This window comes from Spirillospora albida, assembly GCF_000718255.1.
GTDB lineage: Bacteria > Actinomycetota > Actinomycetes > Streptosporangiales > Streptosporangiaceae > Spirillospora > Spirillospora albida.
In genome coordinates this window covers 294082-317828 of sequence record NZ_JOFJ01000002.1, presented here as the reverse complement: position 1 = coordinate 317828, position 23747 = coordinate 294082, and the positions used below count along the sequence as shown (strand labels likewise).

At 73.9% G+C, this 23747-nt stretch carries 23 protein-coding genes; 3 read left to right on the top strand and 20 right to left on the bottom strand.

All coding sequences use genetic code 11. The features are described 5' to 3' along the window. Positions 1 to 15: 15 nt before the first annotated feature. Positions 16 to 1305 carry a glutamate-1-semialdehyde 2,1-aminomutase gene (hemL, locus tag IE99_RS0104050; protein ID WP_030163791.1) on the bottom strand — a complete coding sequence of 430 codons (1290 nt, stop codon included), beginning with the start codon at positions 1303 to 1305 and terminating at the stop codon, positions 16 to 18. Positions 1306 to 1442: 137 nt separating this feature from the next. Here hemL and IE99_RS30010 point away from each other — a divergent pair, with 137 nt between their 5' ends. Then, positions 1443 to 3122: a serine/threonine-protein kinase gene (locus IE99_RS30010; protein ID WP_157610031.1), complete on the top strand. Its 1680-nt coding sequence runs from the start codon at positions 1443 to 1445 to the stop codon at positions 3120 to 3122. Positions 3123 to 3138: 16 nt separating this feature from the next. Here IE99_RS30010 and IE99_RS0104040 read toward each other — a convergent pair whose 3' ends face one another. The 8 genes from IE99_RS0104040 to IE99_RS0104005 all read right to left on the bottom strand — a co-directional run bounded on the left by IE99_RS0104040 (position 3139) and on the right by IE99_RS0104005 (position 11582). Next, positions 3139 to 3786 carry a bifunctional DNA primase/polymerase gene (locus IE99_RS0104040; RefSeq protein ID WP_030163787.1) on the bottom strand — a complete coding sequence of 216 codons (648 nt, stop codon included), beginning with the start codon at positions 3784 to 3786 and terminating at the stop codon, positions 3139 to 3141. Positions 3787 to 3905: 119 nt separating this feature from the next. Next, positions 3906 to 4901: a porphobilinogen synthase gene (gene hemB, locus IE99_RS0104035; protein ID WP_030163786.1), complete on the bottom strand. Its 996-nt coding sequence runs from the start codon at positions 4899 to 4901 to the stop codon at positions 3906 to 3908. A gap of 40 nt (positions 4902 to 4941) precedes the next feature. Further along, positions 4942 to 6519, bottom strand: coding sequence for a bifunctional uroporphyrinogen-III C-methyltransferase/uroporphyrinogen-III synthase (locus IE99_RS0104030; RefSeq protein ID WP_051711934.1), 1578 nt, complete (start codon positions 6517 to 6519; stop codon positions 4942 to 4944). Next, positions 6516 to 7436: a hydroxymethylbilane synthase gene (gene hemC, locus IE99_RS0104025; protein ID WP_030163784.1), complete on the bottom strand. Its 921-nt coding sequence runs from the start codon at positions 7434 to 7436 to the stop codon at positions 6516 to 6518. The genes IE99_RS0104030 and hemC overlap by 4 nt, the downstream gene beginning before the upstream one ends. Next, positions 7433 to 9022 (bottom strand): glutamyl-tRNA reductase, encoded by a 1590-nt coding sequence (locus IE99_RS0104020; RefSeq protein ID WP_084219264.1) that lies wholly within the window; start codon positions 9020 to 9022, stop codon positions 7433 to 7435. The genes hemC and IE99_RS0104020 overlap by 4 nt, the downstream gene beginning before the upstream one ends. Next, positions 9019 to 9807 carry a redox-sensing transcriptional repressor Rex gene (locus IE99_RS0104015; RefSeq protein ID WP_051711932.1) on the bottom strand — a complete coding sequence of 263 codons (789 nt, stop codon included), beginning with the start codon at positions 9805 to 9807 and terminating at the stop codon, positions 9019 to 9021. The genes IE99_RS0104020 and IE99_RS0104015 overlap by 4 nt, the downstream gene beginning before the upstream one ends. Before the next feature lie 267 nt (positions 9808 to 10074). Then, positions 10075 to 10350, bottom strand: coding sequence for a glutaredoxin family protein (locus tag IE99_RS0104010; protein ID WP_030163781.1), 276 nt, complete (start codon positions 10348 to 10350; stop codon positions 10075 to 10077). Between the two features lie 2 nt (positions 10351 to 10352). Further along, positions 10353 to 11582 (bottom strand): putative quinol monooxygenase, encoded by a 1230-nt coding sequence (locus IE99_RS0104005; protein ID WP_030163780.1) that lies wholly within the window; start codon positions 11580 to 11582, stop codon positions 10353 to 10355. Positions 11583 to 11778: 196 nt separating this feature from the next. On the opposite strand from IE99_RS0104005, the gene IE99_RS0104000 reads away from it, so the two are divergent. Next, positions 11779 to 12657 (top strand): HAD family hydrolase, encoded by an 879-nt coding sequence (locus IE99_RS0104000; protein ID WP_030163779.1) that lies wholly within the window; start codon positions 11779 to 11781, stop codon positions 12655 to 12657. 43 nt (positions 12658 to 12700) lie between these two features. Here IE99_RS0104000 and IE99_RS0103995 read toward each other — a convergent pair whose 3' ends face one another. The 6 genes from IE99_RS0103995 to IE99_RS0103970 form a co-directional block, all read right to left on the bottom strand. Then, positions 12701 to 13618 carry a lysophospholipid acyltransferase family protein gene (locus tag IE99_RS0103995; RefSeq protein WP_030163778.1) on the bottom strand — a complete coding sequence of 306 codons (918 nt, stop codon included), beginning with the start codon at positions 13616 to 13618 and terminating at the stop codon, positions 12701 to 12703. Next, positions 13615 to 14637 (bottom strand): NAD-dependent epimerase/dehydratase family protein, encoded by a 1023-nt coding sequence (locus IE99_RS0103990; RefSeq protein WP_037558623.1) that lies wholly within the window; start codon positions 14635 to 14637, stop codon positions 13615 to 13617. The genes IE99_RS0103995 and IE99_RS0103990 overlap by 4 nt, the downstream gene beginning before the upstream one ends. Before the next feature lie 46 nt (positions 14638 to 14683). Next, the gene (locus IE99_RS30950; RefSeq protein ID WP_018654693.1) at positions 14684 to 14782 is read right to left on the bottom strand and encodes a 30S ribosomal protein bS22; all 99 of its coding nucleotides are present in this window, start codon (positions 14780 to 14782) and stop codon (positions 14684 to 14686) included. A 391-nt stretch (positions 14783 to 15173) separates the two neighbouring features. Beyond that, positions 15174 to 15377, bottom strand: a complete 204-nt coding sequence (locus IE99_RS0103980; protein WP_030163775.1) for a helix-turn-helix domain-containing protein — start codon at positions 15375 to 15377, stop codon at positions 15174 to 15176. 339 nt (positions 15378 to 15716) lie between these two features. Next, positions 15717 to 16556, bottom strand: coding sequence for a phosphatase (locus IE99_RS0103975; protein WP_030163774.1), 840 nt, complete (start codon positions 16554 to 16556; stop codon positions 15717 to 15719). Positions 16557 to 16566: 10 nt separating this feature from the next. Next, positions 16567 to 17790 carry an acetoin utilization protein AcuC gene (locus tag IE99_RS0103970; RefSeq protein ID WP_051711930.1) on the bottom strand — a complete coding sequence of 408 codons (1224 nt, stop codon included), beginning with the start codon at positions 17788 to 17790 and terminating at the stop codon, positions 16567 to 16569. A 149-nt stretch (positions 17791 to 17939) separates the two neighbouring features. Here IE99_RS0103970 and IE99_RS0103965 point away from each other — a divergent pair, with 149 nt between their 5' ends. After that, a complete protein-coding gene (locus IE99_RS0103965) occupies positions 17940 to 19055 on the top strand; it encodes an alpha/beta hydrolase (RefSeq protein ID WP_030163772.1) in 1116 nt (371 codons plus the stop codon). Positions 19056 to 19156: 101 nt separating this feature from the next. On the opposite strand, the gene IE99_RS0103960 is transcribed toward IE99_RS0103965, so the two are convergent. From IE99_RS0103960 to proC, 5 genes are read right to left on the bottom strand one after another with little or no spacing between them, the layout of a single operon-like run. After that, positions 19157 to 20344, bottom strand: a complete 1188-nt coding sequence (locus tag IE99_RS0103960; protein WP_030163771.1) for an ABC transporter permease — start codon at positions 20342 to 20344, stop codon at positions 19157 to 19159. Continuing rightward, positions 20341 to 21054, bottom strand: a complete 714-nt coding sequence (locus tag IE99_RS0103955; protein WP_051711929.1) for an ABC transporter ATP-binding protein — start codon at positions 21052 to 21054, stop codon at positions 20341 to 20343. The genes IE99_RS0103960 and IE99_RS0103955 overlap by 4 nt, the downstream gene beginning before the upstream one ends. Continuing rightward, entirely contained in the window at positions 21051 to 22403 is a 1353-nt protein-coding gene (locus IE99_RS0103950; protein ID WP_051711928.1) for an efflux RND transporter periplasmic adaptor subunit, read from the bottom strand. Before IE99_RS0103950 ends, IE99_RS0103955 begins: the two co-directional genes overlap by 4 nt. A gap of 58 nt (positions 22404 to 22461) precedes the next feature. Then, positions 22462 to 22881, bottom strand: a complete 420-nt coding sequence (locus IE99_RS0103945) for a hypothetical protein (protein WP_051711927.1) — start codon at positions 22879 to 22881, stop codon at positions 22462 to 22464. A 53-nt stretch (positions 22882 to 22934) separates the two neighbouring features. After that, positions 22935 to 23729, bottom strand: coding sequence for a pyrroline-5-carboxylate reductase (gene proC / locus IE99_RS0103940; RefSeq protein WP_030163767.1), 795 nt, complete (start codon positions 23727 to 23729; stop codon positions 22935 to 22937). Positions 23730 to 23747: the final 18 nt, after the last annotated feature.

The following is a 23747-nucleotide window of genomic DNA, read 5'->3' as shown; positions in this document are numbered from 1 at the left end:
GCCGCGACGTGTGCCCTACGCCGCCGCGGCGGCCCGAGCGGCGTGCGGCAGAGCGTCCAGGATCCGGTTCAGCGCCTCGTCGTCGTGGGCCGCCGACAGGAACCACACCTCGTACGCGGACGGCGGCAGGTACACGCCGCGCTCCAGTGCCGCGTGGAAGAACGCCGCGTACGCCCGCGAGTCCTGCACCTGCGCGGCCGCGAAGTCGTCGACCCGGCCCTCGGTGAAGAAGATCGAGAAAAGGTTGCCCGCGTTCTGCAGCCGGTGGGGGACGCCCTCCTTCGCGAGGGCGTCGGACGCGGCGCGCGCCACGATCCCGGCCGACCGGTCGATCGCCGCGTACACGTCGGGGGTGGCGTTGCGCAGCGTCGCCAGCCCGGCCGCGGTGGCGAGCGGGTTCCCCGACAGGGTTCCCGCCTGGTAGACGGGGCCGGCGGGGGCGAGCCGGTCCATGAGGTCGGCGCGGCCGCCGAACGCGGCGGCGGGCAGCCCGCCGCCCATCACCTTCCCGAACGTCGTCAGGTCGCCCGCGACGCCCTCGATCCCGTACCAGCCGGAGGCGGACGCCCGGAAGCCCGTCAGGACCTCGTCCAGGACGAGCAGGGCCCCGGCGCGCTCGCACAGGCGCTTCAGCAGCGCGTTGAAGCCCTCCAGCGGCGGGACGACCCCCATGTTGCACGGCACCGCCTCGCTGATCACGCAGGCGATGTCCTGGCCGTGCTCGTCGAACGCCTGCTCCACGGCGACGACGTCGTTGTACGGCAGGACGATCGTGTCCGCCGTGGTGGCGCCCGTGACGCCCGGCGTGTCCGGCAGCCCGAACGTGGCGACGCCCGAACCCGCCGCGGCCAGCAGGGAGTCGACGTGGCCGTGGTAGCAGCCCGCGAACTTCACGACCTTCGCCCGCCCGGTGCAGCCGCGCGCGAGCCGGATCGCCGACATCGTCGCCTCGGTGCCCGAGTTGACCAGCCGCACCTTCTCGACCGCGGTGCGCTCCACGATCTCCTCGGCGAGCTCCACCTCGCCCTGCGTCGGCGCCCCGTAGGACGTGCCGCGCCCGGCGGCGTCCCGCACCGCCTCGACGACGGCCGGGTGGGCGTGCCCGAGGATCATCGGGCCCCACGAGCAGACGAGGTCGACGTACTCGTTGCCGTCGGCGTCGGTCAGGTACGGGCCGCGCGCGGACGCCATGAAGCGGGGCGTCCCGCCGACGGCGCCGAAGGCCCGGACCGGTGAGTTCACGCCGCCCGGGACGACCCGGCCGGCACGGTCGAACAGCTGCTGGGAGCGATCGTGTCCAGTCACGAACGCAGTCTCTCAGTTGCAGTTCGGCGACTGTGCTTGACCTCGCCGGGTACGGGCCGATATCCACCAAGTACGACATCGGCCCGCCGGTCTGGCGGTGCCTCTTCACCCACACCGGCGTCAGCCGTATCGGAGGGATGGCTTTCACCGTGGTCGACGGCTGGACGGTCCCGGGCTTCACCCACGAACGGGAACTGGGCACGGGGGCCCTGGGCCGGGTGGTGCTGGCGGTCGACGACCAGACCAGCACCAAGGTCGCCATCAACTACCTGCACGCCGGCCCGGCGGCCGACGAGGCGTTCATGGCGGCGTACCGCGCGGCCGCGCGGTCCCTGTCCCACCTCGAGGACCCCAACGTGGTCGATCTCTTCGACTTCGTGGAGGGCGCCGACGGCGCCGCGATCATCATGGGGCGGGTCGACGGGGTCTCGCTGCGGCGCGTCCTCGGCGTGCAACGTTCCACCGGGCCGCTCGCCGCGCTGTCGATGTTCGGCGGGATGCTGCTCGGCCTCGCCGCCGCGCACGGCCACGGCATCGTGCACGGCTCGCTCCGCCCGTCCAGCGTCTTCGTGGACGGCCAGGGCAACTGCCTGCTGTCGGACTTCGCGACCGCCCCGGCGGGCACCGAGGCGCAGCACGGCCCGCAGTACGCGGCCCCGGAGCTGTGGGACGGCGCGCCCGCGACCGTCGCCACCGACCTGTACGCCGCGACCGCGCTGTTCTACGAGTGCCTCACCGGGCGGCCGCCCTACACGGGCCGGAACCTGGCGAAGCAGCACCGGGAGGGGCCGATCCCGGCGGAGGAGGTGCCGGGCCCGCTCCGCACCCTCGTCATCGAGGGGCTCGCGAAGGACCCGGCGGACCGCCCGAAGACGGCCGCCGATCTGCTCGGCGCGCTGGAGGACGCCGCGGTGGCGGCGTACGGGCCGTCCTGGGAGGCGCAGGGCCGCGGCCGGCTCGCCGAGCTGTCCGCGCAGGCGGCCGCGCTGCCGGAGCCGAAACCGGCGCGCAGCAGCGGCCGGCACCCGGTCGTCGGCGCCGCCCAGGGGACCGGCGGCGGCCGGACCCGCTGGATCGCCGCGGCCGTGGCCGCCGCCCTCCTCGCGGCGGGCGGCATCGCCGGCGGGATGACGCTGCTGAAGGACGATGACACGCCGCCGCCCCCGACGCCCGCGCAGAGCAGCACCCCGCAGCCGACGCTGCCGGAGGGCGGGGTGAACCCGGGTCCGCTGGTCGCGCGGCTCGCGGCGGCGACCGCCCGGACCCCGTCCGCGACGTTCTCCTACCGCCGGGCGGGTCTCGCGCCCGCCACCGCCAAGGGCACGTTCACGCTGGTCCAGGGCGGCGCGCCGGCCCACTCCATGACGATCACCGGCTCGGGCGACACCCGCAAGGCGGCCCGGACGGTCGTACTGCCCGACGGCGTGCACGTCCAGTCCGGCAAGAAGTGGCGGAAGGCGCCTCTGAACGGCCAGGGCTACCCGGCGCTGGCCGACCAGATCCGCTGGAGCGGTTCGATCGCCGCGATCACGTCGCTGCTGGAGTCGGCGACGTCGCTGCGGCGGTCGGGAACGGTCTACCGGGGCGAGGCGCCGCTGGGCGAGCTCACCGGCGGCGGCGGAACCGGGCCCGTGTTCGCCGAGATGGCGCGTCTCACCGGCGCGGAGAAGATCGGGTTCGCGGTGCGGTTCGACCGGTCGGACCGCCCGGTCCAGCTGTGGATGCGCGCGCTGGGCCCGGCGAAGAACCGGCAGCAGACGGTCAACGCCTGGTACTCCGGCTGGGGCACCAAGCCGCCCATCACCGCCCCGCGCTGAACGGGGGCGAACGCGGCTACGCCGCGGCGTCGCAGCTCTCGGCCAGGACGGTGAGCAGGCGCAGCGGGTCGGGCAGCGGGCCGCCGTCCGGCGGCCGCAGCCAGCCGACCTCACGCCCGTAGGGCAGGACGGACGGCGGCGCGACGACGTAGCTGTCGCGGCAGTGCCAGCGCATGCCGGGCGTCTCCGTGACGGTCTCCGGCGAGCAGTCGAGGTGGCAGGACCACCACTCGTCCTCGTCGGCGGGGGCGCCGCGCGTCGCGACGAAGAACAGGTACCGGTCGTCGCCGACGGACGCGACCGGCCCGACCGGCAGGCCGTCCCGCTCGATCCGCGCGAGGGCGATCGCGCCCGCTCCGGCGGGGATGTCGAACACGTCGAAGACGCGCCCGGTCGGCAGGATGACGTTGGCGTGCGGCCGCTCGGTCCACCACCGCCCGATGACCTCGGCGTCGGTGGTCGCCTGCGGCGCCCACGCCGCCGACACCGGGTGCGCGGCCGGGTCGGGACACCCGATGCGGTCGCACGAGCAGGCCCGGTCGCCGCCGGGATCGGGGGACGCCCCGGGATGGACCGGCCAGCCGAGGGCGGCGTAGTCGAGGGCCGCCGCGGCCATCCGGTCGCGTGCCGCCTTCTGCCGTCTGCTCCCCGAGACCGCCAGCATCCTCGCCCCCCATATCCCAAGGTCGCGCGTGGGTTCCCTGGTACCGATGATGCCGGGCGTCCCGGACCCGGCGTACGGCGACCCCGGGAATACGGCCCGAAGTGACTACCGGTCCCGGATCAGTGGGCGCCGCGCGCCAGCCGCCGGGCGGCCTCGGTCGCGTAGTAGGTCAGCACCAGGTTCGCGCCGGCCCGCCGGATCGACAGGAGCGACTCCATCATCGTGCGGTCGCGGTCCACCCAGCCGTTCCGGGCCGCGGCCTCGATCATGGCGTACTCGCCGCTGACCTGGTACGCGACGACCGGCACGTCCACCTCGTCCCGGACGCGGCGGACGATGTCGAGGTAGGCGCCCGCGGGCTTCACCATGACCATGTCGGCGCCCTCGGCCAGGTCGAGGAAGACCTCGCGGAGCGACTCGTCCGCGTTGGCGGGGTCCTGCTGGTGGGTGGCGCGGTCGCCGAACTGGGGCGCGCACTCGGCGGCCTCGCGGAACGGCCCGTAGTACGCGGAGGCGTACTTCGCCGAGTAGGACATGATCGCGATGTCCTGGTAGCCGGCCCCGTCCAGCGCGGAGCGGATCGCGGCGACCTGGCCGTCCATCATCCCGGACGGGCCGAGGACCGCCGAGCCGGCGGACGCCTGCGCGATCGCGATCGAGGCGTACCGCTCCAGCGTCGCGTCGTTGTCGATCTCGCCGGCGGCGGTCAGGACGCCGCAGTGCCCGTGGTCGGTGTACTCGTCCAGGCACAGATCCGTCATGATCACCGCGGCGTCGCCGAGGTCGGCGGTCAGGTCGCGCAGCGCGAGCTGGACGATCCCGGCCGGGTCGTCGGCGGCGGACCCGTCGCCGTCCTTCACCGCCGGGATCCCGAACAGGATGATGCCGCCGACCCCCGCCTCGACCGCCTCGTGCGCGGCCTTGCGGAGGCTGTCGCGGGTGTGCTGCACCACGCCCGGCATGGACGAGATCGGGTGCGGCTCGGTGATGCCCTCCTTGACGAACATCGGCAGCACCAGCTCGGCCGGGGCGAGGCGGGTCTCGGCGACCAGCCGGCGCAGCGCCGGGGTGCGCCGCAGCCGCCGCGGCCGCGCGACGGGGAACTGAGCAGACATGATCCTTCTTCCCTGGGCCGGGCGGCCCCGGTGGCATGGGCTACTTGCGGCGGCGGGCGCCCCGGCGCATCTGGCTCGGCTTGCGCAGCGGATCCCCGGCCTCGACCTGGGCCGCGCGCCGCCTCGCGCCGTACTCCGCGAGCGCCTCCGCCAGGGCGGGCGCCGACGGCGTCTCCGCCATGACGTCGACCCGCAGGCCGTATTCTTCCGCCGTCTTCGCCGTCTGCGGGCCGATACAGGCGATGACGGTGACGTTGTGCGGCTTTCCGGCGATCCCGATGAGGTTCTTCACCGTGGACGACGACGTGAACAGCACCGCGTCGAACCCGCCGCCCTTGATCGCCTCGCGGATCGGGGCGGGCGGCGGCGCGGCCCGGACCGTCCGGTAGGCGGTGACGTCCTCGCACTCCCAGCCGAGGTCGGTGAGCCGGGCGATGAGGGTGTCGGTGGCGATGTCGGCGCGCGGCAGCAGCACGCGGTTGATCGGGTCGAGGTCCTCGTCGTAGGGCGGCCAGACCTCCGCCAGCCCCTCGCTGGACTGCTGGCCGGAGGGGGTCAGGTCCGGGTGGATGCCGAACTCGACGAGCGCGGCGGCGGTCTGCTCGCCGACGGCGGCGACCTTCAGCCCGGCGAACGCGCGGGCGTCCAGGCCGTAGTCGACGAACTTCTCCCGGACGGCCTTCACCGCGTTCGTGGACGTGAACACGACCCACTCGTAGCGTCCGGTGACGAGGCCCTTGACGGCCCGGTCCATCTGCTGGGGGGTGCGGGGCGGCTCGACGGAGATCGTGGGGACCTCGTCCGGGACGGCGCCGTACTCGCGGAGCTGGTCCGACAGCGACGCCGCCTGCTCCTTCGTGCGCGGGACGAGCACCCGCCAGCCGAACAGCGGCTTCGTCTCGAACCAGGACAGCTGGTCGCGGCGGCGCACCACGTCGCCGACGATGATCAGCGCCGGGGCCTCCATGCCCTTGGTGTCGGCCGCCAGCCGGTTCAGCGTGGAGACGACGGTCTCCTGCTCGGTGGTGGTGCCGAGGCTGGTCATGGCGGCGGGGGTGGCGTCCGGCCGGCCGGACGCGATCAGGCCCTTGGCCGTCTCGGCGACCGCGCCCTCCACGCCCAGGATCACGAGGGTGGCGTCCGAGTCGGCGAACCGCTCCCAGTCGACCCCGCCCCCGGACGCGTCGATGACGCGCACCTCCCGGTGCCCGGCGTCCGTCAGGGGGATGCCCGCGTAGCCGGGCACACCCGTCACGGCCGACACCCCCGGGACGACCTCGAACGGGACGCCGGCCTTGGCGAGCGCACCGCCCTCGGCGGCGAACGCGCACGCAAGCCCGGGATCGCCCTGGAACAGCCGGGCGACCCGGCGGCCCGCCCGCGCGGCCTTCACGGCCAGCTTGGCCGCGTCGCCCGACGCCGAGTCGAGGATCTCCGCGTCCGGGCGGCAGTGCGCGAGGATCTCGGCGGGACACGCGGCACGGTCCACCACGACCGTGTCGGCACGGCCCAGCTCGCTCGCGGCGCGCAGCGTCAGCAGGCCCGGATCACCCGGGCCCATGCCGATCAGGACGACCGTTCCGGGGCCGGTCGCCGTGCCGTCACCAACGGGGCTCAATCGCGCTCCCCCATCAACTGGTCGGCCCCCTGGGCGAGCATCCGGTCCGCGAGTTCGCGCCCGATCCGCTCCGCCCGATCCGGGTGGCCGCTTGCGGACAGCCGTATCTGCCGGCTCCCATCGACCGACGCGGCGGTCGCCGTCAGATGCAGCTTCTCTTCTTCTACAACGGCAAAGGTGCCGAGCGGCGCCGAGCAGCCCGCCCCGAGGACGGCCAGCACGGTGCGCTCGGCCGTGACCGCCGCCCGGGTCACAGCATCGTCGACCGCGCCGAGCACGGCACGCAGGTCGTCCCGCTCAGCGGCACACTCGAGCGCGAGCGAGCCCTGGCCCGGCGCGGGCAGCATCTGGTCGGTCTCGAAGACCTCCGCGACCGCGTCCAGCCGCCCGATGCGGTTCAGCCCGGCGTACGCGAGCACGATCGCGTCCAGCTCGCCGTCGGTGACCTTCCGCAGCCGCGTGTCGGCGTTCCCGCGGATCGGCACGACGTCCAGGTCGGGGCGCAGCGCGAGGAGCTGCGCGATGCGGCGCGGCGAACCGGTGCCGACGCGGGCGCCGCGCGGCAGATCCGCGAGCTTGGACGGCCCGCACAGGGCGTCGCGGGCGTCGTCGCGGGCGGGCGTCGCGGCGAGCACGACACCCGGGGTCTCCGCGGTCGGCAGGTCCTTCAGCGAGTGGACGGCGAAGTCGACCTCGCCGCTCAGGATCTTGTCGCGGAGCGCGTTCACGAACACGCCCGTGCCGCCGATCTGGGCGAGCAGCGCCTTGGAGACGTCGCCCTCGGTCGTCACGCCGACGAGCTCGACCGCGCGACCGGTGCGCCGGGTCAGCTCGTCCGCGACCATCTGGGACTGGGTCGTCGCCATCAGGCTCTTGCGGGTGCCGAGCCGCAGCGGACCCGTACCTGAACTGCTCATCGCCTCGCTCCGCTCGGCTCGGTCGTCCGGTCCGTGTCGCCCGCCGTCTCGCGGGCGCTGACCGCCCGGACGTTCGCGGCGTGCGCGTTGACGGCGTCCACGTTCATGGTGTTCACCGCGGCCGGGTCGGCGGCGAGCCCCCCGTCGGTCGCGACGCAGTCGGCTTCCGCGCACTCGGCCGGCACGGCGTCCCGGACGGGTGAGGTATCCACCGTACGGGCAGCGCGCGAGGAACGCGCGGCTTCTCCCCACGGCGTGGCGGCGGCCGGGGGCCCGTCCGGCTCGATCTCGGGCCGCGTCACCGCCTCGGGCGCCTTCGGGTCCAGGTCGAACAGCTCCCGCAGCGCCTCGGCGTAGGTGTCGCCGCCCGGCGCCGCCGCGAGCTCCTTCACCCGGACGGTCGGCGCGTGCAGCAGCTTGTCGGCGACGCGGCGCACCGCCTGCTCGATCTCCTTGCGGGACCGGTCGTCGAGGTCGGGCAGCCGGCCGGTCAGCCGCTCAAGCTCGGACCGGACGACGTCCGCGGCCTTCGTCCGCAGCGCCACCACGGTCGGCGCGACGGCGGCGGCGCGGGCGGCGCTGACGAACGCGTCGACCTCCGCGCACACGATCCGGCGGACCGCCTCGACCGCCTTCGGCCCGATCGCCTCCGCCGCCTCCTGCGCGGCGCCGAGGTCGTCGAGCCCGGCGAGGGCGACGCCCGGCAGGCCGCGAACGGCGCGTTCCACATCGTGCGGCAGCGCGAGGTCGAGGAAGAACCGGCGGCGCCCGTCGGCGCCGACGCCCGCCGCGGCGAGCCGCTCCGCGGTGATCACGAGCCCGGCCGCGCCCGTACAGGACACGACGAGGTCGGCCTGGGCGATCGCCGTGTCCAGCAGGCCGAGCTCGATCGCGCGGGACGGGACGTCCAGCGAGGCGGCGAGCCGCACCGCGCGCTCGTGGGTGCGGTTCGCGACCACGACCTCGCGGGCCCCGGCGCGGCTCAGCGTGGCGGCCGCCAGCGAGCTCATCGACCCGGCGCCGACGACGAGGGCGCGCACGCCCTCCAGCGGCCCGAGATGCCGGACGGCGACCTCGAGGCCCACGCTGACCAGCGACGCGCCGGCCCGGTCGATACCGGTCTCGTGGTGGGCGCGCTTGCCGACCCGGAGCGCCTGCTGCAGGACCTCGTGCAGGTCGCGGCCCAGCGTCTCCTGCTCCTGCGCGAGCCGGAACGCCTGCCGGATCTGGCCGAGGATCTGCCCCTCACCGACGACCATGGACTCCAGCCCGCACGCCACCGCGAACGCGTGCTGGACGGCCCGCTCCTCGTAGTGGACGTACAGGTGCCGGGACAGCTCCTCCAGCGGGACGCCGGAGTGCACGGACAGCAGCTCCGAGACCGTGGAAACGCCGCCGTGGAACTTGTCGACGACCGCGTAGACCTCGACGCGGTTGCAGGTGGACAGGATCGCGGTCTCGGCCACGTACGGGGAGTCGTTGATGTCGTTCAGCATCTTGACCAGGGCGTCCCCGCCCACCGCGGTGCGCTCGAGCAGCGACACGGGGGCACTGCGGTGGCTCAGCCCGACGACCAGAACGCTCATGTCGCACTCTCCGTAAACTCCGCCGCTCGCGTCATACCGTTCCCGTTCCCGGGTCGCGCGTCTCTCCGCACCGTCTCCACGTAATGCCCGGCGTCCTGGCCCGGCCGCGGACCGTACTCGTCCGGCCCGCCGGCCTTGCGCTGCTCGTGGAACGCCAGGATCTGCAGCTCGATGGACAGGTCGACCTTCCGCACGTCCACCCCGTCCGGTACCTGGAGCACGACGGGCGCGAAGTTCAGGACGCTCGTGACGCCGGACGCCACGACCCGGTCGCACAGGCCCTGCGCCGCGGCCGCGGGCGTCGCGATCACGGCGATGGACACACCGTGATCGGCGATGACGTCCTCCAGCCGGTCGATGTGCCGCACGGTCATCCCGCCGATCTCCTCGCCGACGATCGACTCGTCCGCGTCGAGGAGGGCCGCCACCCGGAAGCCGCGGGACGCGAAGCCACCGTAGCCCGCGAGCGCCCGGCCCAGGTTACCGACACCGATGATGGCCACGACCCAGTCCTGGGTGAGGCCGAGTTCACGGGAGATCTGGTACACGAGGTACTCGACCTCGTAGCCGACGCCGCGCGTCCCGTAGGAGCCGAGATGCGACAGGTCCTTGCGGAGCTTCGCCGAGTTCACCCCGGCCGCCGCCGCGAGCTCCTCCGACGACACGGTCGCGACGCCCCGCTCCTGCAGACCGGTCAGGGCGCGCAGGTACACCGGCAGGCGCGCGACGGTCGCTTCGGGGATGCCGCGGTCCGACCGGTCGCGGCGGTTCTGGCGAGATGTCACGGCCTGCTCTTCGGGGCTCGACGCTGGGGGCGGGGTTGCGGCCCCTCGCCCCGGCCCCCGGCCGGGCCGCACGGCCGCGGCCCGGCATCCCAGGGCTGTCCTCCAGATTAACCCTTGTGAACACGTGCACAATGTCGCCCCCCGCTCACCGGCCGGAGCCCGCCTCCGGTCCGATCACCGGAAACCCGTTTCACCAGGGATTTTGCACCTCGACCCGGGGGCGGGGCGAGCCCCCCGCTGGCCGGATATGTGACTGATGAGACACGATCACCGGGAGCCCTGGGCCGCGTTCACCGCCGCACGCAGCCGGTTCTCGTCCACGCGCCAGAAGTCGTGCTGGACGCCGTTGACGAACGTGACCGGGATCTCCTCCCGGTAGCGCCGCTCGTCCTCCTCGGAGAGCGTGATGTCGCGCTCCTCCCACGGCACGCCCAGCTCGCCCGCGACCCGCTCGATCACGGCGCGCGCGTCGTCGCACAGATGGCAGCCCGGCCTGCCGAGCAGCGTGATGAGGACGTCGCCGCCCCGCCGCGCCTGCGTCACGGTCACCGCCTCGGGAACTCGGGCGCGGGCAGCGGCACCTTCGCCTGCCCGAGCTTCAGCTCGATCACGTTCGTGGACCGGACGTGCGGCCGCGACTCGGTCAGGAACCGCTGCAGATGCGGCTGCCGCCGGTGCGCCGAGAACGCCGCCTCGTCCCGGAAGAGCATGTAGAAGATCCGCTGCGCGGGCGCGCCCACCACCTCGTGGCAGGCGAAGATCAGCGTGTCCGGCTCGCCGGCCCTGGCCGCCTTGATCAGCTCGCCCGCCAGCCGGTCGAACGCGTCCACCCGCCCGTCCAGCAGCGTGTAGACGGTGATCTGGCCGCACCCGGCGGGCAGCTCGCCGCCCGGCGACGGGACGACCGGCGGCCGGATCGTGTCGACGGTCGTCGGCGGGGCCCCGGCGAGCCCGTCCGGCGCCGGCTCGGGGAACCGCAGCTCCCGGCGGCGGCGCCCCGGCTGGGGCTCGCGCACCGGCGGGGCCTGCCGCGCAGGCGGCTCGGCGACCTGGGGGCGGGCGTCGTAGCCGGTGGCGGGCTCGTCGTCGTAGTCGCCGGCGTAGTCCTCGTCGTCGTACACCGGGATCGTGCGCATCGCCCCGTACCAGACCAGTCCGGCGGCGGCGCCGAGCGCGATCACCACGAGCGGAGCGGGCAGGAACCCGCGGACGCCGCTGACCACCAGCACCCCGGCGAGCGCCACCAGCGCCACCGGGATCAGCAGCTCGGCGGCCTCCCGGTCGCGCTTGCTCGCCAGCCAGGCCGTCACGCCGGTGCACGCCGCCAGCGAGATCACCGCGACCACGTGGGCGCCGTCGAGCAGCAGCAGCGGGAGCGCGTCGTAGGTGTCGCCGGGCTTCGGCAGGCTCTTGCCCAGCGACCCCTTGAGCGGGTCGAGCACCAGGATGACGACCGCGACCACCGTGTACGACACGGTGAACAGCCAGGCCCCGAACCGCACCTGGACGTACCGCGCGATCAGTTCGATCATGCCGAGCGCCAGCCACAGCGGCGCGACCAGCGCGGCGCCGAGCTCCATCACCCGGAACATCGGCCCGGCGAACCCGGCCATCAGGCCGATGGTCATGCACAGCAGCGCGAGCGACAGCCCGACCTGCGTCGCGGACCACGCGATCAGGTAGAGCAGCCGGTCCTTGGAGGCGCGCGAGACCAGCAACCCGGTGACGCCCATGGCGCCGAGGGTCGCGAGGAGCGCGAGAAGAGCAGTGACCATCGCGCCCCCAATGGTGCCCGATGCGCGGCGGAGACGGGTAACCGGCCCGGAGACCCGGCAGCGCCCTGCCTACCGATCGGTATCCGGAGTGGCGGCAGCCGACGAGCGGGCGAACCCCCGCTGAGGTCCAGGTGACGACTCTCGTAAAAGCACCCGGCGCTCCGCCGTGCGCGGGGACGTTGATTAGGCTCGGAGCATGCGGCGATTCTGGCAGCGCGGGAAGTACCACGATCACGTGAAGGCCGGCGAGGCGGCCGCCGCGGCGGCGGCCGAACCCGAGCCGCTCCCGGACCCCGATCCGGCCGCGGCGGCCTTCTTCGACGTCGACAACACGATGATGCGCGGCGCGTCCATCTACTACTTCGCGCGGGGGCTCGCCGCCCGCAAGCTGTTCACGATGCGCGACCTGGCCGGGTTCGCCTGGGGGCAGGCCGCGTTCCGGCTGCGCGGCACCGAGAACGCCGAGCACATCGGCACCGCCAAGGAGGCCGCCCTCGCGTTCGTCGCGGGCCAGGAGGTGGACGGGATCGTCCGGCTCAGCGAGGAGATCTACGACGAGGTGATGGCCGACCGGATCTGGTCCGGCACCCGCACCCTCGCCCTCCAGCACCTGGACGCGGGCCAGCAGGTCTGGCTCGTCACCGCGACCCCCGTCGAGGTCGCCCGCACGATCGCGCACCGCCTCGGGCTGACCGGCGCCCTCGGCACGGTCGCCGAGACCCGCGACGGCGTCTACACCGGACGGCTCGTCGGCAACCTGCTGCACGGCCCGGCCAAGGCGGAGGCGGTCCGCGCCCTCGCCGCCCGCGAGGGCCTCGACCTGGCGCGCTGCTCCGCCTACAGCGACTCGATGAACGACCTGCCGATGCTGACCGCGGTCGGCCACCCGCACGCCGTGAACCCCGACGCCGGGCTCCGCGCCCACGCGAAGGAGAACGGCTGGCCCGTCCACGACTTCCGCACGGGCCGCAAGGTCACGATGGTGGCGCTGCCGGCCGCCGCGGGCGCGGGCGCCATCGCCGGCGGCGTGGCCGCGGGCATCGCCCTGCGCCGGCACTACTCCCGCGCCCACTGAGGGACCGAGCCCCTGTGGGAGGGCGGCCTCAGTGGAAGGCGGGTCAGAGGAAGGCGGGCCCGCGCCGCAGCAGGGTGTCGTAGAGCATCTGCTGGACGTTCTCGCGGACGTGGTCGGTGATGTTGAAGACCGTCATCGGGTCGTCCGCGGCGTCCGCGCCGTACTCGTCCAGGGTCATCGGCTCACCGAACTGGATCATCCACTTGGACGGCAGCGGGATCAGCCCCGCCGGGCCGAGCAGCGGGAACGTCGGGGTGATCGGGAAGTACGGCAGGCCGAGCAGCCGGGCCAGCGGGCGCAGGTCGGCGATCTTGGGGTAGATCTCCTCGGCGCCGACGATCGCGGCCGGGACGATCGGGACGTTCGCGCGCAGCGCCGTCTCGACGAACCCGCCGCGGCCGAAGCGCTGCAGCTTGTACCGGTCGGCGAACGGCTTGCCGACGCCCTTGAACCCCTCGGGGAACACGCCGACGAGCTCGCCCTTGCCGAGCAGGCGCGCGGCGTCGGCGTGGCAGGCGAGGGTGTGGCCCGCCTTGCGGGACAGGTGGCCGAGCACCGGCACCTGGTACACGAGGTCGGCGCCCAGCAGCCGGACGTGCCGTCCGGCGTGGTCGTTGAGGGCCACCGACAGCATGATGCCGTCGATGGGCAGGGTGCCCGAGTGGTTCGCGACGATGAGGGCGCCGCCGTCCTTCGGGACGTTGTCGACGCCGGCGAGCTCCACCCGGAACCAGTGCTCGTAGAGGGCGCGCGCGGCGGGCAGGAGGACGGCCTCGTTCAGCTCGGGGTCGAAGCCGAACTCGTCCACCTCGTAGTCGCCCGCGAGGCGGCGGCGCAGGAAGGCGAGCCCCTCGGCGATCCTGCGCTCGAGCGGACCGCGCTCGGGCTCGCGCCGCCGCGCGGAGTCGAGCGGGATGACCTGTGCGCCGTCCTCGGCGGCGTCGCGGTGGGCGTTGATCATCGCCGGTCTCCCTGGAACAGTCCGGTCAGGCGGTCGAGCACCTGGAGCGGCGCGCCGCGGCCGAGACCCTGGCCGGTGACGAAGTCGGCGAACGCCGACTCGGACGAGTGCTTGGGACGCCAGTCGAGCGCGCGCTCGAGGGCGGAGGTGTCGATGACGCGGCCGTGGGTCAGCCAGCGCAGCAGTTCGGGCGAGAAGCCGGACATGCCCGCGAAGCGGCGCCCGACGTCGCCCACCGTCGAGAAGGACGGGGCGGGGACGGGCACGGAGACCCGCCCGGCGCGCCGCAGCGCCTGGGACAGCAGCAGGACCCCGTCGCCCGCGACGTTGAAGAGGCCCGAGTGCTCCTCGAGCGTCATGCGCCGCAGCACCTCGACGCCGTCGTCCTCGTGGACGAACTGCAGGCGCGGGTCGAAGCCGAGCACCGTCGGGACGACCGGCATCCGGAGGTAGCGAGTGAACGGCGAGTCGACGGACGGGCCGAGGAAGTTCGCGAAGCGCAGCACGGCGACGCTCAGGTCGGAGCGGCGCCGCAGCAGCCCGCGCACATAGCCCTCGATCTCGACGGCGTCCTTGCCGTAGCCGCTCGCGGGGCTCTCGACGGGTTCATCCTGCTCGGTGAAGACGGCCGGGTCCTTCGCGGACGAGCCGTACACCGCGGCGGAGGAGCGCACGACGAGCCGCCGCATGTCGGGCGAGCGCTGGCACGCCGCGAGCAGCTGCATCGTCCCGATGACGTTGAGTTCCTTCGCCTTCGCGCGCGGTGCGGACGGCGACGTCACCAGGCTGAGATGCACCACGGTGTCCACCCGCGCGGACGCGATGACCTTCGCGATCCCGGGCGTGCGGATGTCGACCCGGACGAACTCCGTCCGGCCCAGCGGCGCGGTGGGCGGCACCGTGTCCACGCCGATGACCCGGTCGATGCCCGGGTCGGCTTGGAGGGTGTTCGCGACCCGCGCGCCCAGGAAACGGGAGACGCCCGTGACGAGGACGACACGGGCCGCGGCAGCGGGCATGGAGGACACTGTGCGCCCCACCCCTTACGGCTGAGTGGCCGGCGGGTTACTTCTTGTTACGGCGCTGGATGCGCGTCTTCTTCAGCAGCTTGCGGTGCTTCTTCTTGGCCATCCGCTTGCGGCGCTTCTTGATGACAGAGCCCACGAGACCTCGCTAGGCGTGTTGGGTATCGAGCAGGAGTCGGGCGTCCCGCGGGCGAGCGTCGTTCGTGACGCGCGCACGGTCCGCCGCCCAAGGGTACCGCTGTACCGGCCGAGGTCATGACGCGGCATGAACGGGTGGCGGGCTCGCCGTGTCCCGATCGGGGTGCCGCGCGGTGTTCCGGTGCGGTGTTCCGGTGCGGCGCGTCTCCGGTCCCGGTGCCCGGGACATCGCGGGCACGGCCCCCGATACCCCGGGCACCGGATCCGGCGGCCGACGGGCCGCCGGCCGGTCCTGGTCCATTTCCCCCAGCTTCGGGACATGGCGTCCCGATGCCCCCTGCACGGCCGGGTGAGGAGTTCGCGACGAGGTCCACGACCCCGCCACTACCCCGTTATCCGGCTTCGATGAACGCTTCGCGCAGGTAATCGTGAACGGCCTGCTCGGGGACCCTGAACGAGCGGCCCACGCGGATGGCGGGCAGCTCTCCAGAGTGGACGAGGCGGTAGACGGTCATCTTGGACACCCGCATCACCGCCGCCACTTCGGCCACCGTCAGGAACCTGACCTCGCTGAGAGGTCGCTCGCCTGAGCTCATCGGACGCCCTCTTCCACACGTGCCGCGCACCGGCCCTCCGGGTGACTTTGATCACGCACGTGTACTTCTCCAGCGTAAATCGCGCATCGGCAGTCGCAAGAGGGGAGTTCCACTCATTTCTGCATCCGAGGCTGGCCTCGCGGCCACAGTGGTAATTCCACACGGAGCGTGAATATGGCGGGACAACGCGTGGCGACGCCACCGGATGTTATTCGGAACAGCGCGTTGACCTGCGACTCCGGCATTCTCAGTCGCTTTTCGCGAGCTCAATGACCTCGTTAGGGCCGTTGCGTCACACGCCGTGACGCTGACCGGTGCCGGACAGCCCCGAGCGCGCGCTCAGGCGGGCAGCGGCAGCCCGGCCCGATCGAGCAGGAACGCCGTCAAAGGCGCGTAATGGTGCGCGGATATGCCGTCGTCGAGCGGCACGGCGACCTCGATCCGGCCTTCGGCGGCGCCCGCGAACAGCGCCGGGTCGTTACAGTCCGCGAATCCGACGGTGGGAATGCCGGCCTGGCCGGCCGCCCCGGCCCAGCCATGGTCGGCAATGGCCAGATCCGGCCAAAACCCGGATTCTTCTCCCGCCGTGTCCTCTGAAGCGCTATCTAGCGCGTCCAGCATCGCCTCCATCGGCGCGGCGTCGTGCGTATGGTGCGTGCGGCCGTCGTCGCCCTCCAGCATCGCCACGCCGCCGTCCGCGTAGACGATGCGGCGCGTCTCCGCGCCGCCGTAGCCGGTGTCGATCTCGTACGTCCAGCCCGCCGCGGGTGCCAGCACCCTGCACCCGGCCGCGGTGAGCGCCCGCGCGAGGCCCTGGTAGAGCGGCGTGAGGGTGGCGGGATGGCCCGTGGCGAGCACGACGTTCGCCCGCCGGCGCGCGGCCGCGCCGATCCGGTCGCCCATCGCCTCCAAGGCGGCGATGGTGATGTCGGGGTCGATGGTGTCGTCGCCGTACAGGTGGTACGGGTCGGGGTGGACGCCGCAGCGCTCGACCATCATTTCCAGGACGGTCCGCTCCGTCCACTCCCGCTTCAGCTCCAGGCCGAACTGGTAGTACGGGTGGCCCGCCGCCATCCGGCGGTAGTGCAGCAGGTTGTTCTGCCGCGGCGTGGCGACATCGCCCGCGATCATCGTGCGGACCAGGTGCGCGCGCAGCCCGTCCCGGGTCGGAACCGTCATCATGCCGCCATCACTCGTCCGTCAGGGGGTCGATGCCGTGCTCGGGGAAGACCGCGCGACGGGTCGCCAGCACGGCCTGGTCGACCGGGTTGCCCGGATCGTGGCCCTCGCCCCACGCGGCGACCTCGACCACGTCCGTACCGTCCGTCATCCGGCGCGGCGCGATCTCGCCGGTGCGCTCCCGGACGAACGCGCGCCAGCCGTCCGGTGTCGCGGTGTCGGGCGCGATGGGGCCGCCGGCCGCCTCGGCGAGCAGGTGCGCCCAGGCCCGCGGAACGACCTGGACCAGCTCGTAGCCGCCGCCGCCGGTCGCGATCCAGCGGCCGTCCGCCACCTCGTGCGCGAGGCGGTGCAGCGCCGCGTACGCGGTGCGCTGGCCGTCCACACTGAGGGTCAGGTGGGCGAGCGGGTCGAGCGCGTGGGCGTCGGCGCCGTGCTGGGTGAGCAGGACCTGCGGGCGGAACCGGCGCAGCAGCTGCGGGACGACGGCGTGGAACGCGCGCAGCCAGGCCGCGTCGCCGGTGCCGGGCGGGAGCGCCACGTTCACCGCGCTGCCCTCGGCGCCCTTGCCGCCGGTCTCGCTCGGGAAGCCCGTGCCCGGGAAGAGGGTGCGGGGCGTCTCGTGCAGGCTGATGGTCAGGACGCGGGGGTCGTCGTAGAAGGCGGCCTGGACGCCGTCGCCGTGGTGGACGTCGATGTCGACGTAGGCGACGCGTTCGGCGCCGTTCTCCAGGAGCCACGCGATCGCGATGGCGGGGTCGTTGTAGACGCAGAAGCCGCTGGCGGCGCCGCGCAGGGCGTGGTGGAGGCCGCCGGAGATGTTCGCGGCGTGCTCGGCGCGGCCGGTCCAGACGGCCTGGGCGGCGGCGACGGACGCGCCCGCCACCAGCGCGGCCGCGTCGTGCATGCCGAAGAAGACCGGGTTGTCGTCGCTGCCGAGGCCGTACCGCGCCTCCGCCAGGCCCGTCGCGCCGACGTACTTGACGGCCGCGATGTACGCCTCGTCGTGGACGAGCCGCAGCAGCTCGTCGTCGGCGATCTCGAACGGCGCCATGGTGACGTTCGGACGGTCGGCGACGCCGAGGTCGCGGGCGAGCGCCATCGTCAGCTCGACGCGGACCGGGTCGAGGGGGTGGCCCTGCCCGAAGTCGTAGGAGATGAGCCGGTCGTCCCAGAAGATCGTGAGCCCGCAGTCCTGCGGTCCGGCGGACGGGGAGGGGGTGGAACGGCTCATGACGTCACGGTATCGCGACGGATGAGTGGCCTGGATCACACCTGCGGCCGTCATCCGGGGCGGTCACCGCTACGAAGTTGTGACGTGAACAACACTCGGTCTTTGGGCATCTAAGTAATACGTCCGAAATAGCGACAAATGGGGTGCACATGGCATCACCCGACCCCTCTCGGCCCCCGGCGGAGGTCACCCCTCTGCCGGGCATCACCGAAGGCACCGACCACGGCGCGACGACGAACCCCGCACCCCCCGTACCGCGCCACGCCCTCCGCCCGAGCTTGCGCAGCCTCGCGCTGACCAGCGCGGTGCGGCTCGGCACCCGGGCTTTCATCCACCGCGTCCCCGGCCACGCCCGGGGCATCCGAACCGCCCGCTCCACCGTCGACGCCGCGTCCCTCCTGCTGCGGCCCGGCGGGCGCGCCCGCGTCCTGCCGCTGCACGACCCCCGCGTCGAGGCCGGGCCGGACGAGCTCCCGGTCCGAGGCGAGTGGGTCGTCCCCCGCAACGTCGACGGACCCGGCGCCGGAGAGGCGACCGGCGCCGTCCTCTACCTGCACGGCGGCGGCTACGTGGTCTGCTCGCCGCGCACCCACCGCCCGATCACCTCGCGCCTCGCCGTCGAGACGGGCCTGCCCGTGCTGGTCCCCCGCTACCGGCTCGCGCCCGAGCACCCGTTCCCGGCGCCGCTGGAGGACGCCGTCGCCGCCTACCGGTGGCTGCTCGACCGCGGCGTCCCCCCGTCCGGGATCGTCCTTGCCGGCGACTCCGCCGGTGGCCACCTCGCGGCCGCGCTGACCGGGGAGATCTGCCGGACGGGCCTGCCCGCCCCCGCCGGGACCGTACTGTTCTCCCCCTGGATCGACCTGTCCTGCGAACTCGCCGTCCAAGCGCAGCGCAGCGCACGCGACCCCTACATCAGCGCCTACTCGGCGCGGCGGGTCGCCCGCCTCGTGGTGGGGCCGGCCGGATTCGACGACCCGCGGCTGGCCCTGCTCACCTGCGCCTGGACGGACGGCACCCCGCGCGTCCTCATCCAGGTCGGCGGCGCCGAGGTGCTGCGCCCCGAAGCCGAGGCGTTCAGCGACGCGTTGAACCGGGCAGGGGTGGAGTGCGAACTCCAGGTATGGGAAGGCCAGATGCACGTCTTCCAGATCCTGAACCGGGTCCTGCCGGAGGCGAGCGCCGCGATGAGCGAGACCGCGCGGTTCATCCGCGAGGTCACGGCCGGCGCGGCGCGGAACGTCCCCGACGAGGCCGTCGCCTGACCTGAGGTGACCTCCGCACGGCCGCAGGCGCCGGAGGCCGCGGCCGTGCGGAGGTGCCTCGCCAGCCCGCAGCGCGCCATCACTCCGCGCGCAGCGCGCCATCACTCCGCGCGCAGCGCGATCACCGGGTCCAGCCGGCCCGCCCGGCGCGCGGGGACGACCCCGAAGAACACCCCGACCGCCGCCGACACCGCGAACGCGAGCGCCGGCGACCACCACGTCACCGCGGCCGGCACCGGCGACAGCTCCGCGATCGCGAGCGCCGCGCCGGTCCCGAGGGCGATCCCCGCCGTCCCGCCGAGCGTCGTGAGCAGCACCGCCTCCATCAGGAACTGGGCGAGGACGTCCCGCTGCCGCGCGCCGAGCGCCTTGCGCAGCCCGATCTCCCGCGTCCGCTCCCGCACGCCGACGAGCATGATGTTGGAGACGCCGACGCCGCCGACCAGCAGCGAGATCGCGGCGATCGCGGCCAGCACCCCGGTCAGCGCGCCGAGCACCGTGCCGATCGTGCCGAGCAGCTGCGTCTGCGTGATGGCGGAGAACCGCTCGCCCCGGTACTTGCGCTCCAGCGCGTCCACGACCTCGGCCTGAAGGCGCGGGACGGCGTCCTTGGTGGGGGCGCGGATCGCGAGGTAGTCCACGCGGTCGACGCCGAACATGCGCTGCGCCGTCGTGACCGGGACGTGGACCTCGCCGTCGCGGGTCTGCCCGAACGTCTGCCCCACCTCCGCCAGCACCCCCACGACGCGGAACCGGGTGCCGCCCGCCACGGAGATCTGCCGCCCGACGGGATCGGCGTCGCCGAACAGGCGCCGCGCGACGTCGGAGCCGAGCACCACGACCCGCCGCCGGGTCTCCACGTCCGCCTCGCTGAGGTACCGGCCGCGGCGCAGCGGCCGGTCGAAGACGTTCCGGAGGTTCTGGTTGGCCCCGACGATGCCCGCGAACGTCTCCGCGCGCCCGGCCCGGACGGTCTCCCCGGAGTTCAGCGCGACCGCGATCGCGTCCTCGTCCCCGGTGACGCGGCCGAGGTAGGTGACGTCGTCCAGGGTCATCCGGCTGATCGTGGGCGCCGAGCCGAGCGTGAACTCCCCCGGCGCCACGAAGACGATGTTGGATCCGAGCCCCTCGATCTCGCTGCGCACGAGATCCCGCGCCCCCGTCCCGATCGCCACCAGCACGACCACCGCCGCGACCCCGACCACCACCCCGAACATCGTCAGGACGCTGCGCAACCGGTTGACCCGCAGCGCGTCAAGCGCCACCCGGAACGACTCGGCGAACCTCATCGCTCGCCGCGCTCCGGGGGATCGTCGCGCTCGTCGCTTTCCATCCGGCCGTCCCGGAGATGGACGCGGCGCCGGGCGCGCTCGGCGATGTCGGGTTCATGGGTGACGAGGACGATCGCGACGCCGCGGTCGCGGTTGAGGCGTTCGAGGAGGTCCATGACGTCGTGGCCGGTGCGGGTGTCGAGGTTGCCGGTCGGCTCGTCCGCGAGGACGACGCCCGGGTCGCCGACGAGGGCTCGGGCGATCGCGACGCGCTGCTGCTCCCCGCCCGACAGCTGACCCGGCCGGTGCGCGAGGCGGTGCGCGAGCCCGACGGCGGCGAGGGCGTCGGCGGCGCGGCGGTGGCGCTCCTTCCGGGACGCGCCCCGGTAGACGAGCGGGAGCGCCACGTTGTCGCGCGCGCTCGTCCGGGCGAGGAGGTGGAACGACTGGAACACGAAGCCGACGCGGGCGTTGCGGAGTTCGGCGAGCGCCGCGTCCGACAGGCCGGCGACGTCCCGGCCGCCGATCCGCAGGACTCCGGTGGTGGGCCGGTCGAGGCAGCCGAGCAGGTGCATGAGCGTCGACTTCCCCGAGCCGGACGGGCCGAGGATCGCGACGAACTCGCCCTCGTCGATGCGCAGGCTGACGCCGTGCAGGGCGGTGACGTCGACGCCCTCCATCCGATAGGTGCGGGTGACGTCCACGGCCTCCAGCGCGGGCGTGCTCACGCGTCGATCTCCTGGCCCTGGCGGACGGCGTCGGCGCCGCGCACCACGACCGTCTCGCCCTCCCGCACACCCCGCGTGACCTGGACGGACTCGTCGCCCTGCGCACCCAGCCGGACGACCCGCCGCTGCGCCCGCCCACCGGCGACCACCCACACGACCGACTCGCGGCCGCTGCTGACGATCGCGGCGGACGGCACCGAAAGCACTCCCCGCACCTCCCGGACCCGCAGGTTCACGAGCGCGCTCATGCCGGGCTTCGGCCGGGGCGCGGCCCCGCCGCCCGCGTACGCCCCGCGCCCGAGCGCGAGGGTGACCCGGTAGGTGACGCCGCCGCCGGTGGACTCCTTCGGCGTCGCGCCGACCCCGGTGACCTCGGCGGGGTAGGACGCGCCGGGCACGGCGTCGAACTCGACGTCGGCCCGCACCCCCTCCTCGACCTGGAGGATGTCGGTCTCGTCCACCTCGGCGGCAAGGGACAGCTTCGAGACGTCGGTGACCGTGACGACCGCCTCGCCGTTGCCGATGGGGGCGCCGGACGCGATGGACGCGGGGTCCTTGGCGGTTCCGCCCGCCGGGAGGCCGCCCGCGAGCGCGCCCACCTGGGCTCCGGCCTGGGCGGGCAGGCGGCCCAGCAGATCGCCGATGCCCGCGCCGCCCGCCGGGCCGCCGAGCCCGGCGACCCCGTCGAACGGCGCCTTGATCGTCAGTGCCCGGACGGTCCGCTCCGCCGCGCGGACCGCCGCCCGGGTCTGCACCCGCTGCGCCGCCGTGATCGAGGCGAGTGTGTCCCCGACCCCGCCGAGCCCGGCGTCGAGCCTGGCCACGGCCGCGCGGGCGGCGGCGGACGCGGTCCGGTACTCGCCCTCCGCCCTGGTGATCCCGGCGAGGACGAGCGCCCGCCGCTTCGGGTCGGGGATCTCGTGGGCGGCCTTGCGGGCGGCGGCGAAGCCGTCGCGGGCCGTCCGGTCGGTTCTGCGCTGGAAGGCGCGCAGGTCGAGGCCGGCGGGCACGTTCGCGCCGCCGCCGGCCAGCGAGCCGTCCGCCTCCCTGGCCTGGGCGAGCCGTTCCTCCGCCGCCGGCGAGTCGATCGTGGCGAGGACCTCGCCCTCCTTGACGCGGTCGCCGTCCCCCACGTAGAGGCGCTCGATACTGCCCTCGGCGGGCGCGCGGAGCGTGGCCGTCGCCCGCGCCGACATGGTGGCGGGAGCCTCCACCACCTCGGACACATCGGCCCGGACGACCTTCCCGAGCCGGACGTCCGTGCCCTCGCCGCCACCCGTGCACGCGCTGACCTGCGCCGCGAGCAGCGCGACGGCCAGCGTCGCGGGAACGTACCGCCGGGAGGCCACGTCGGCATGCTAGGAGCGATCTACGTCGTACCCGGATGATCGGCCGGTTGAGGCCAATCTAGGCGGCGGGTTCGCGCGTCCGGTCCGGAACGCGGCGGGTGCCGGAGAGCGCGAATCCGGCGAGCGCCGCCAAGGCGGCGGCACCCTCACCGACCAGGCTGAGCGTCTTGTCGCCGTACCAGGCGGGGTCGTACATGTTCGGCAGCGGCCCGAGCGCCCCCACGTCCACGTAGTGGTAGAGCAGCAGCGCGCCGATCGCGTTGCCCGCGACGAGGAACGCGAGCGCGTACGTCCAGCGCCGCGCGTACGCGAGGGAGAGCAGCCCCACGGCGGCGGCCAGCACCGCCTGGGCGCGGAACAGCGCGTCCCCGCCGATGGAGCCGCCCTCCACGTAGGCCATGTCCGGTGCGAAGCGCCAGTGGACGACCGCGTCCACGGCGAGCCCGGCGGCGACGATCAGGCGAAGGAGGAGTCTCATGTCCCTAACACGAGCAGGAAGCCGGCTCCGGCTCAATGTTCAAGGTTGAACTTTCAGCCTTCTGCCAGCTCCGCGCCCCGGTCACGGGCCGCCTCGATCGCCTCCAGCACCGCCGCCCGGACGCCATGGCGCTCCAGCTCCCGGATCGCGGCGATCGTCGTCCCGCCCGGGGACGTCACGGCCTCGCGCAGCAGCACCGGGTGCTCGCCCGAGTCGCGCAGCATGACGGCGGCGCCGACGGCCGACTGGATCACCATCTCCAGCGCGGCGGCGCGCGGCATGCCGAGCAGGATGCCGGCGTCCACCATCGCCTCGACGAGGTAGTAGAAGTACGCGGGGCCGCTGCCCGACAGGGCGGTCGCGCCGTCCTGGAGCGCCTCCGGGATGCGGAGCACCTTCCCGACCGGCGACAGCAGCTCCTCGGCGAGCCTCAGGTGCTCCTCGCCCGCGTGCGACCCGGCGGAGATGACGCTCATCGCCTCGTCCACGTGCACCGGGGTGTTCGACATGACCCGGACGACCGGGACGCCCTCGGGGAGCCGCTGCTCGATGAACGCGGTGGTGATGCCCGCCGCCATCGAGATCACCAGCCGGCCGGGCGGGACCAGCGGGCCGACCTCGTCCAGCAGCGAGCCCATGTCCTGCGGCTTGACGGCGAGGACGAGCGTGGTCGCCTTGACGGCCGCGTCGTGGTTCGACACGACCTCGATGCCGTACCGCTCCCGCAGCAGCGCGCGGCGCTCCTCGCGGCGCGCGGTCGCCATCAGCTCGGACGGACGTCGGCCGGCCCGGAGCACGCCCGACAGCAGCGCCTCGCCCATCTTCCCGGCACCCAGAATCGCAATCACCGGCCCAGTTTATTGCCG

Bases quoted from the DNA above. Each gene is read 5' to 3' on its own strand.
- IE99_RS30010 (WP_157610031.1), top strand. From the start codon at position 1,443: ATGGCTTTCACCGTGGTCGACGGCTGGACGGTCCCGGGCTTCACCCAC.
- IE99_RS0104040 (WP_030163787.1), bottom strand. From the start codon at position 3,786: ATGCTGGCGGTCTCGGGGAGCAGACGGCAGAAGGCGGCACGCGACCGG.
- hemB (WP_030163786.1), bottom strand. From the start codon at position 4,901: ATGTCTGCTCAGTTCCCCGTCGCGCGGCCGCGGCGGCTGCGGCGCACC.
- hemC (WP_030163784.1), bottom strand. From the start codon at position 7,436: ATGAGCAGTTCAGGTACGGGTCCGCTGCGGCTCGGCACCCGCAAGAGC.
- IE99_RS0104020 (WP_084219264.1), bottom strand. From the start codon at position 9,022: ATGAGCGTTCTGGTCGTCGGGCTGAGCCACCGCAGTGCCCCCGTGTCG.
- IE99_RS0104005 (WP_030163780.1), bottom strand. From the start codon at position 11,582: ATGGTCACTGCTCTTCTCGCGCTCCTCGCGACCCTCGGCGCCATGGGC.
- IE99_RS0104000 (WP_030163779.1), top strand. From the start codon at position 11,779: ATGCGGCGATTCTGGCAGCGCGGGAAGTACCACGATCACGTGAAGGCC.
- IE99_RS0103995 (WP_030163778.1), bottom strand. From the start codon at position 13,618: ATGATCAACGCCCACCGCGACGCCGCCGAGGACGGCGCACAGGTCATC.
- IE99_RS0103990 (WP_037558623.1), bottom strand. From the start codon at position 14,637: ATGCCCGCTGCCGCGGCCCGTGTCGTCCTCGTCACGGGCGTCTCCCGT.
- IE99_RS0103980 (WP_030163775.1), bottom strand. From the start codon at position 15,377: ATGAGCTCAGGCGAGCGACCTCTCAGCGAGGTCAGGTTCCTGACGGTG.
- IE99_RS0103975 (WP_030163774.1), bottom strand. From the start codon at position 16,556: ATGACGGTTCCGACCCGGGACGGGCTGCGCGCGCACCTGGTCCGCACG.
- IE99_RS0103970 (WP_051711930.1), bottom strand. From the start codon at position 17,790: ATGAGCCGTTCCACCCCCTCCCCGTCCGCCGGACCGCAGGACTGCGGG.
- IE99_RS0103965 (WP_030163772.1), top strand. From the start codon at position 17,940: ATGGCATCACCCGACCCCTCTCGGCCCCCGGCGGAGGTCACCCCTCTG.
- IE99_RS0103960 (WP_030163771.1), bottom strand. From the start codon at position 20,344: ATGAGGTTCGCCGAGTCGTTCCGGGTGGCGCTTGACGCGCTGCGGGTC.
- IE99_RS0103945 (WP_051711927.1), bottom strand. From the start codon at position 22,881: ATGAGACTCCTCCTTCGCCTGATCGTCGCCGCCGGGCTCGCCGTGGAC.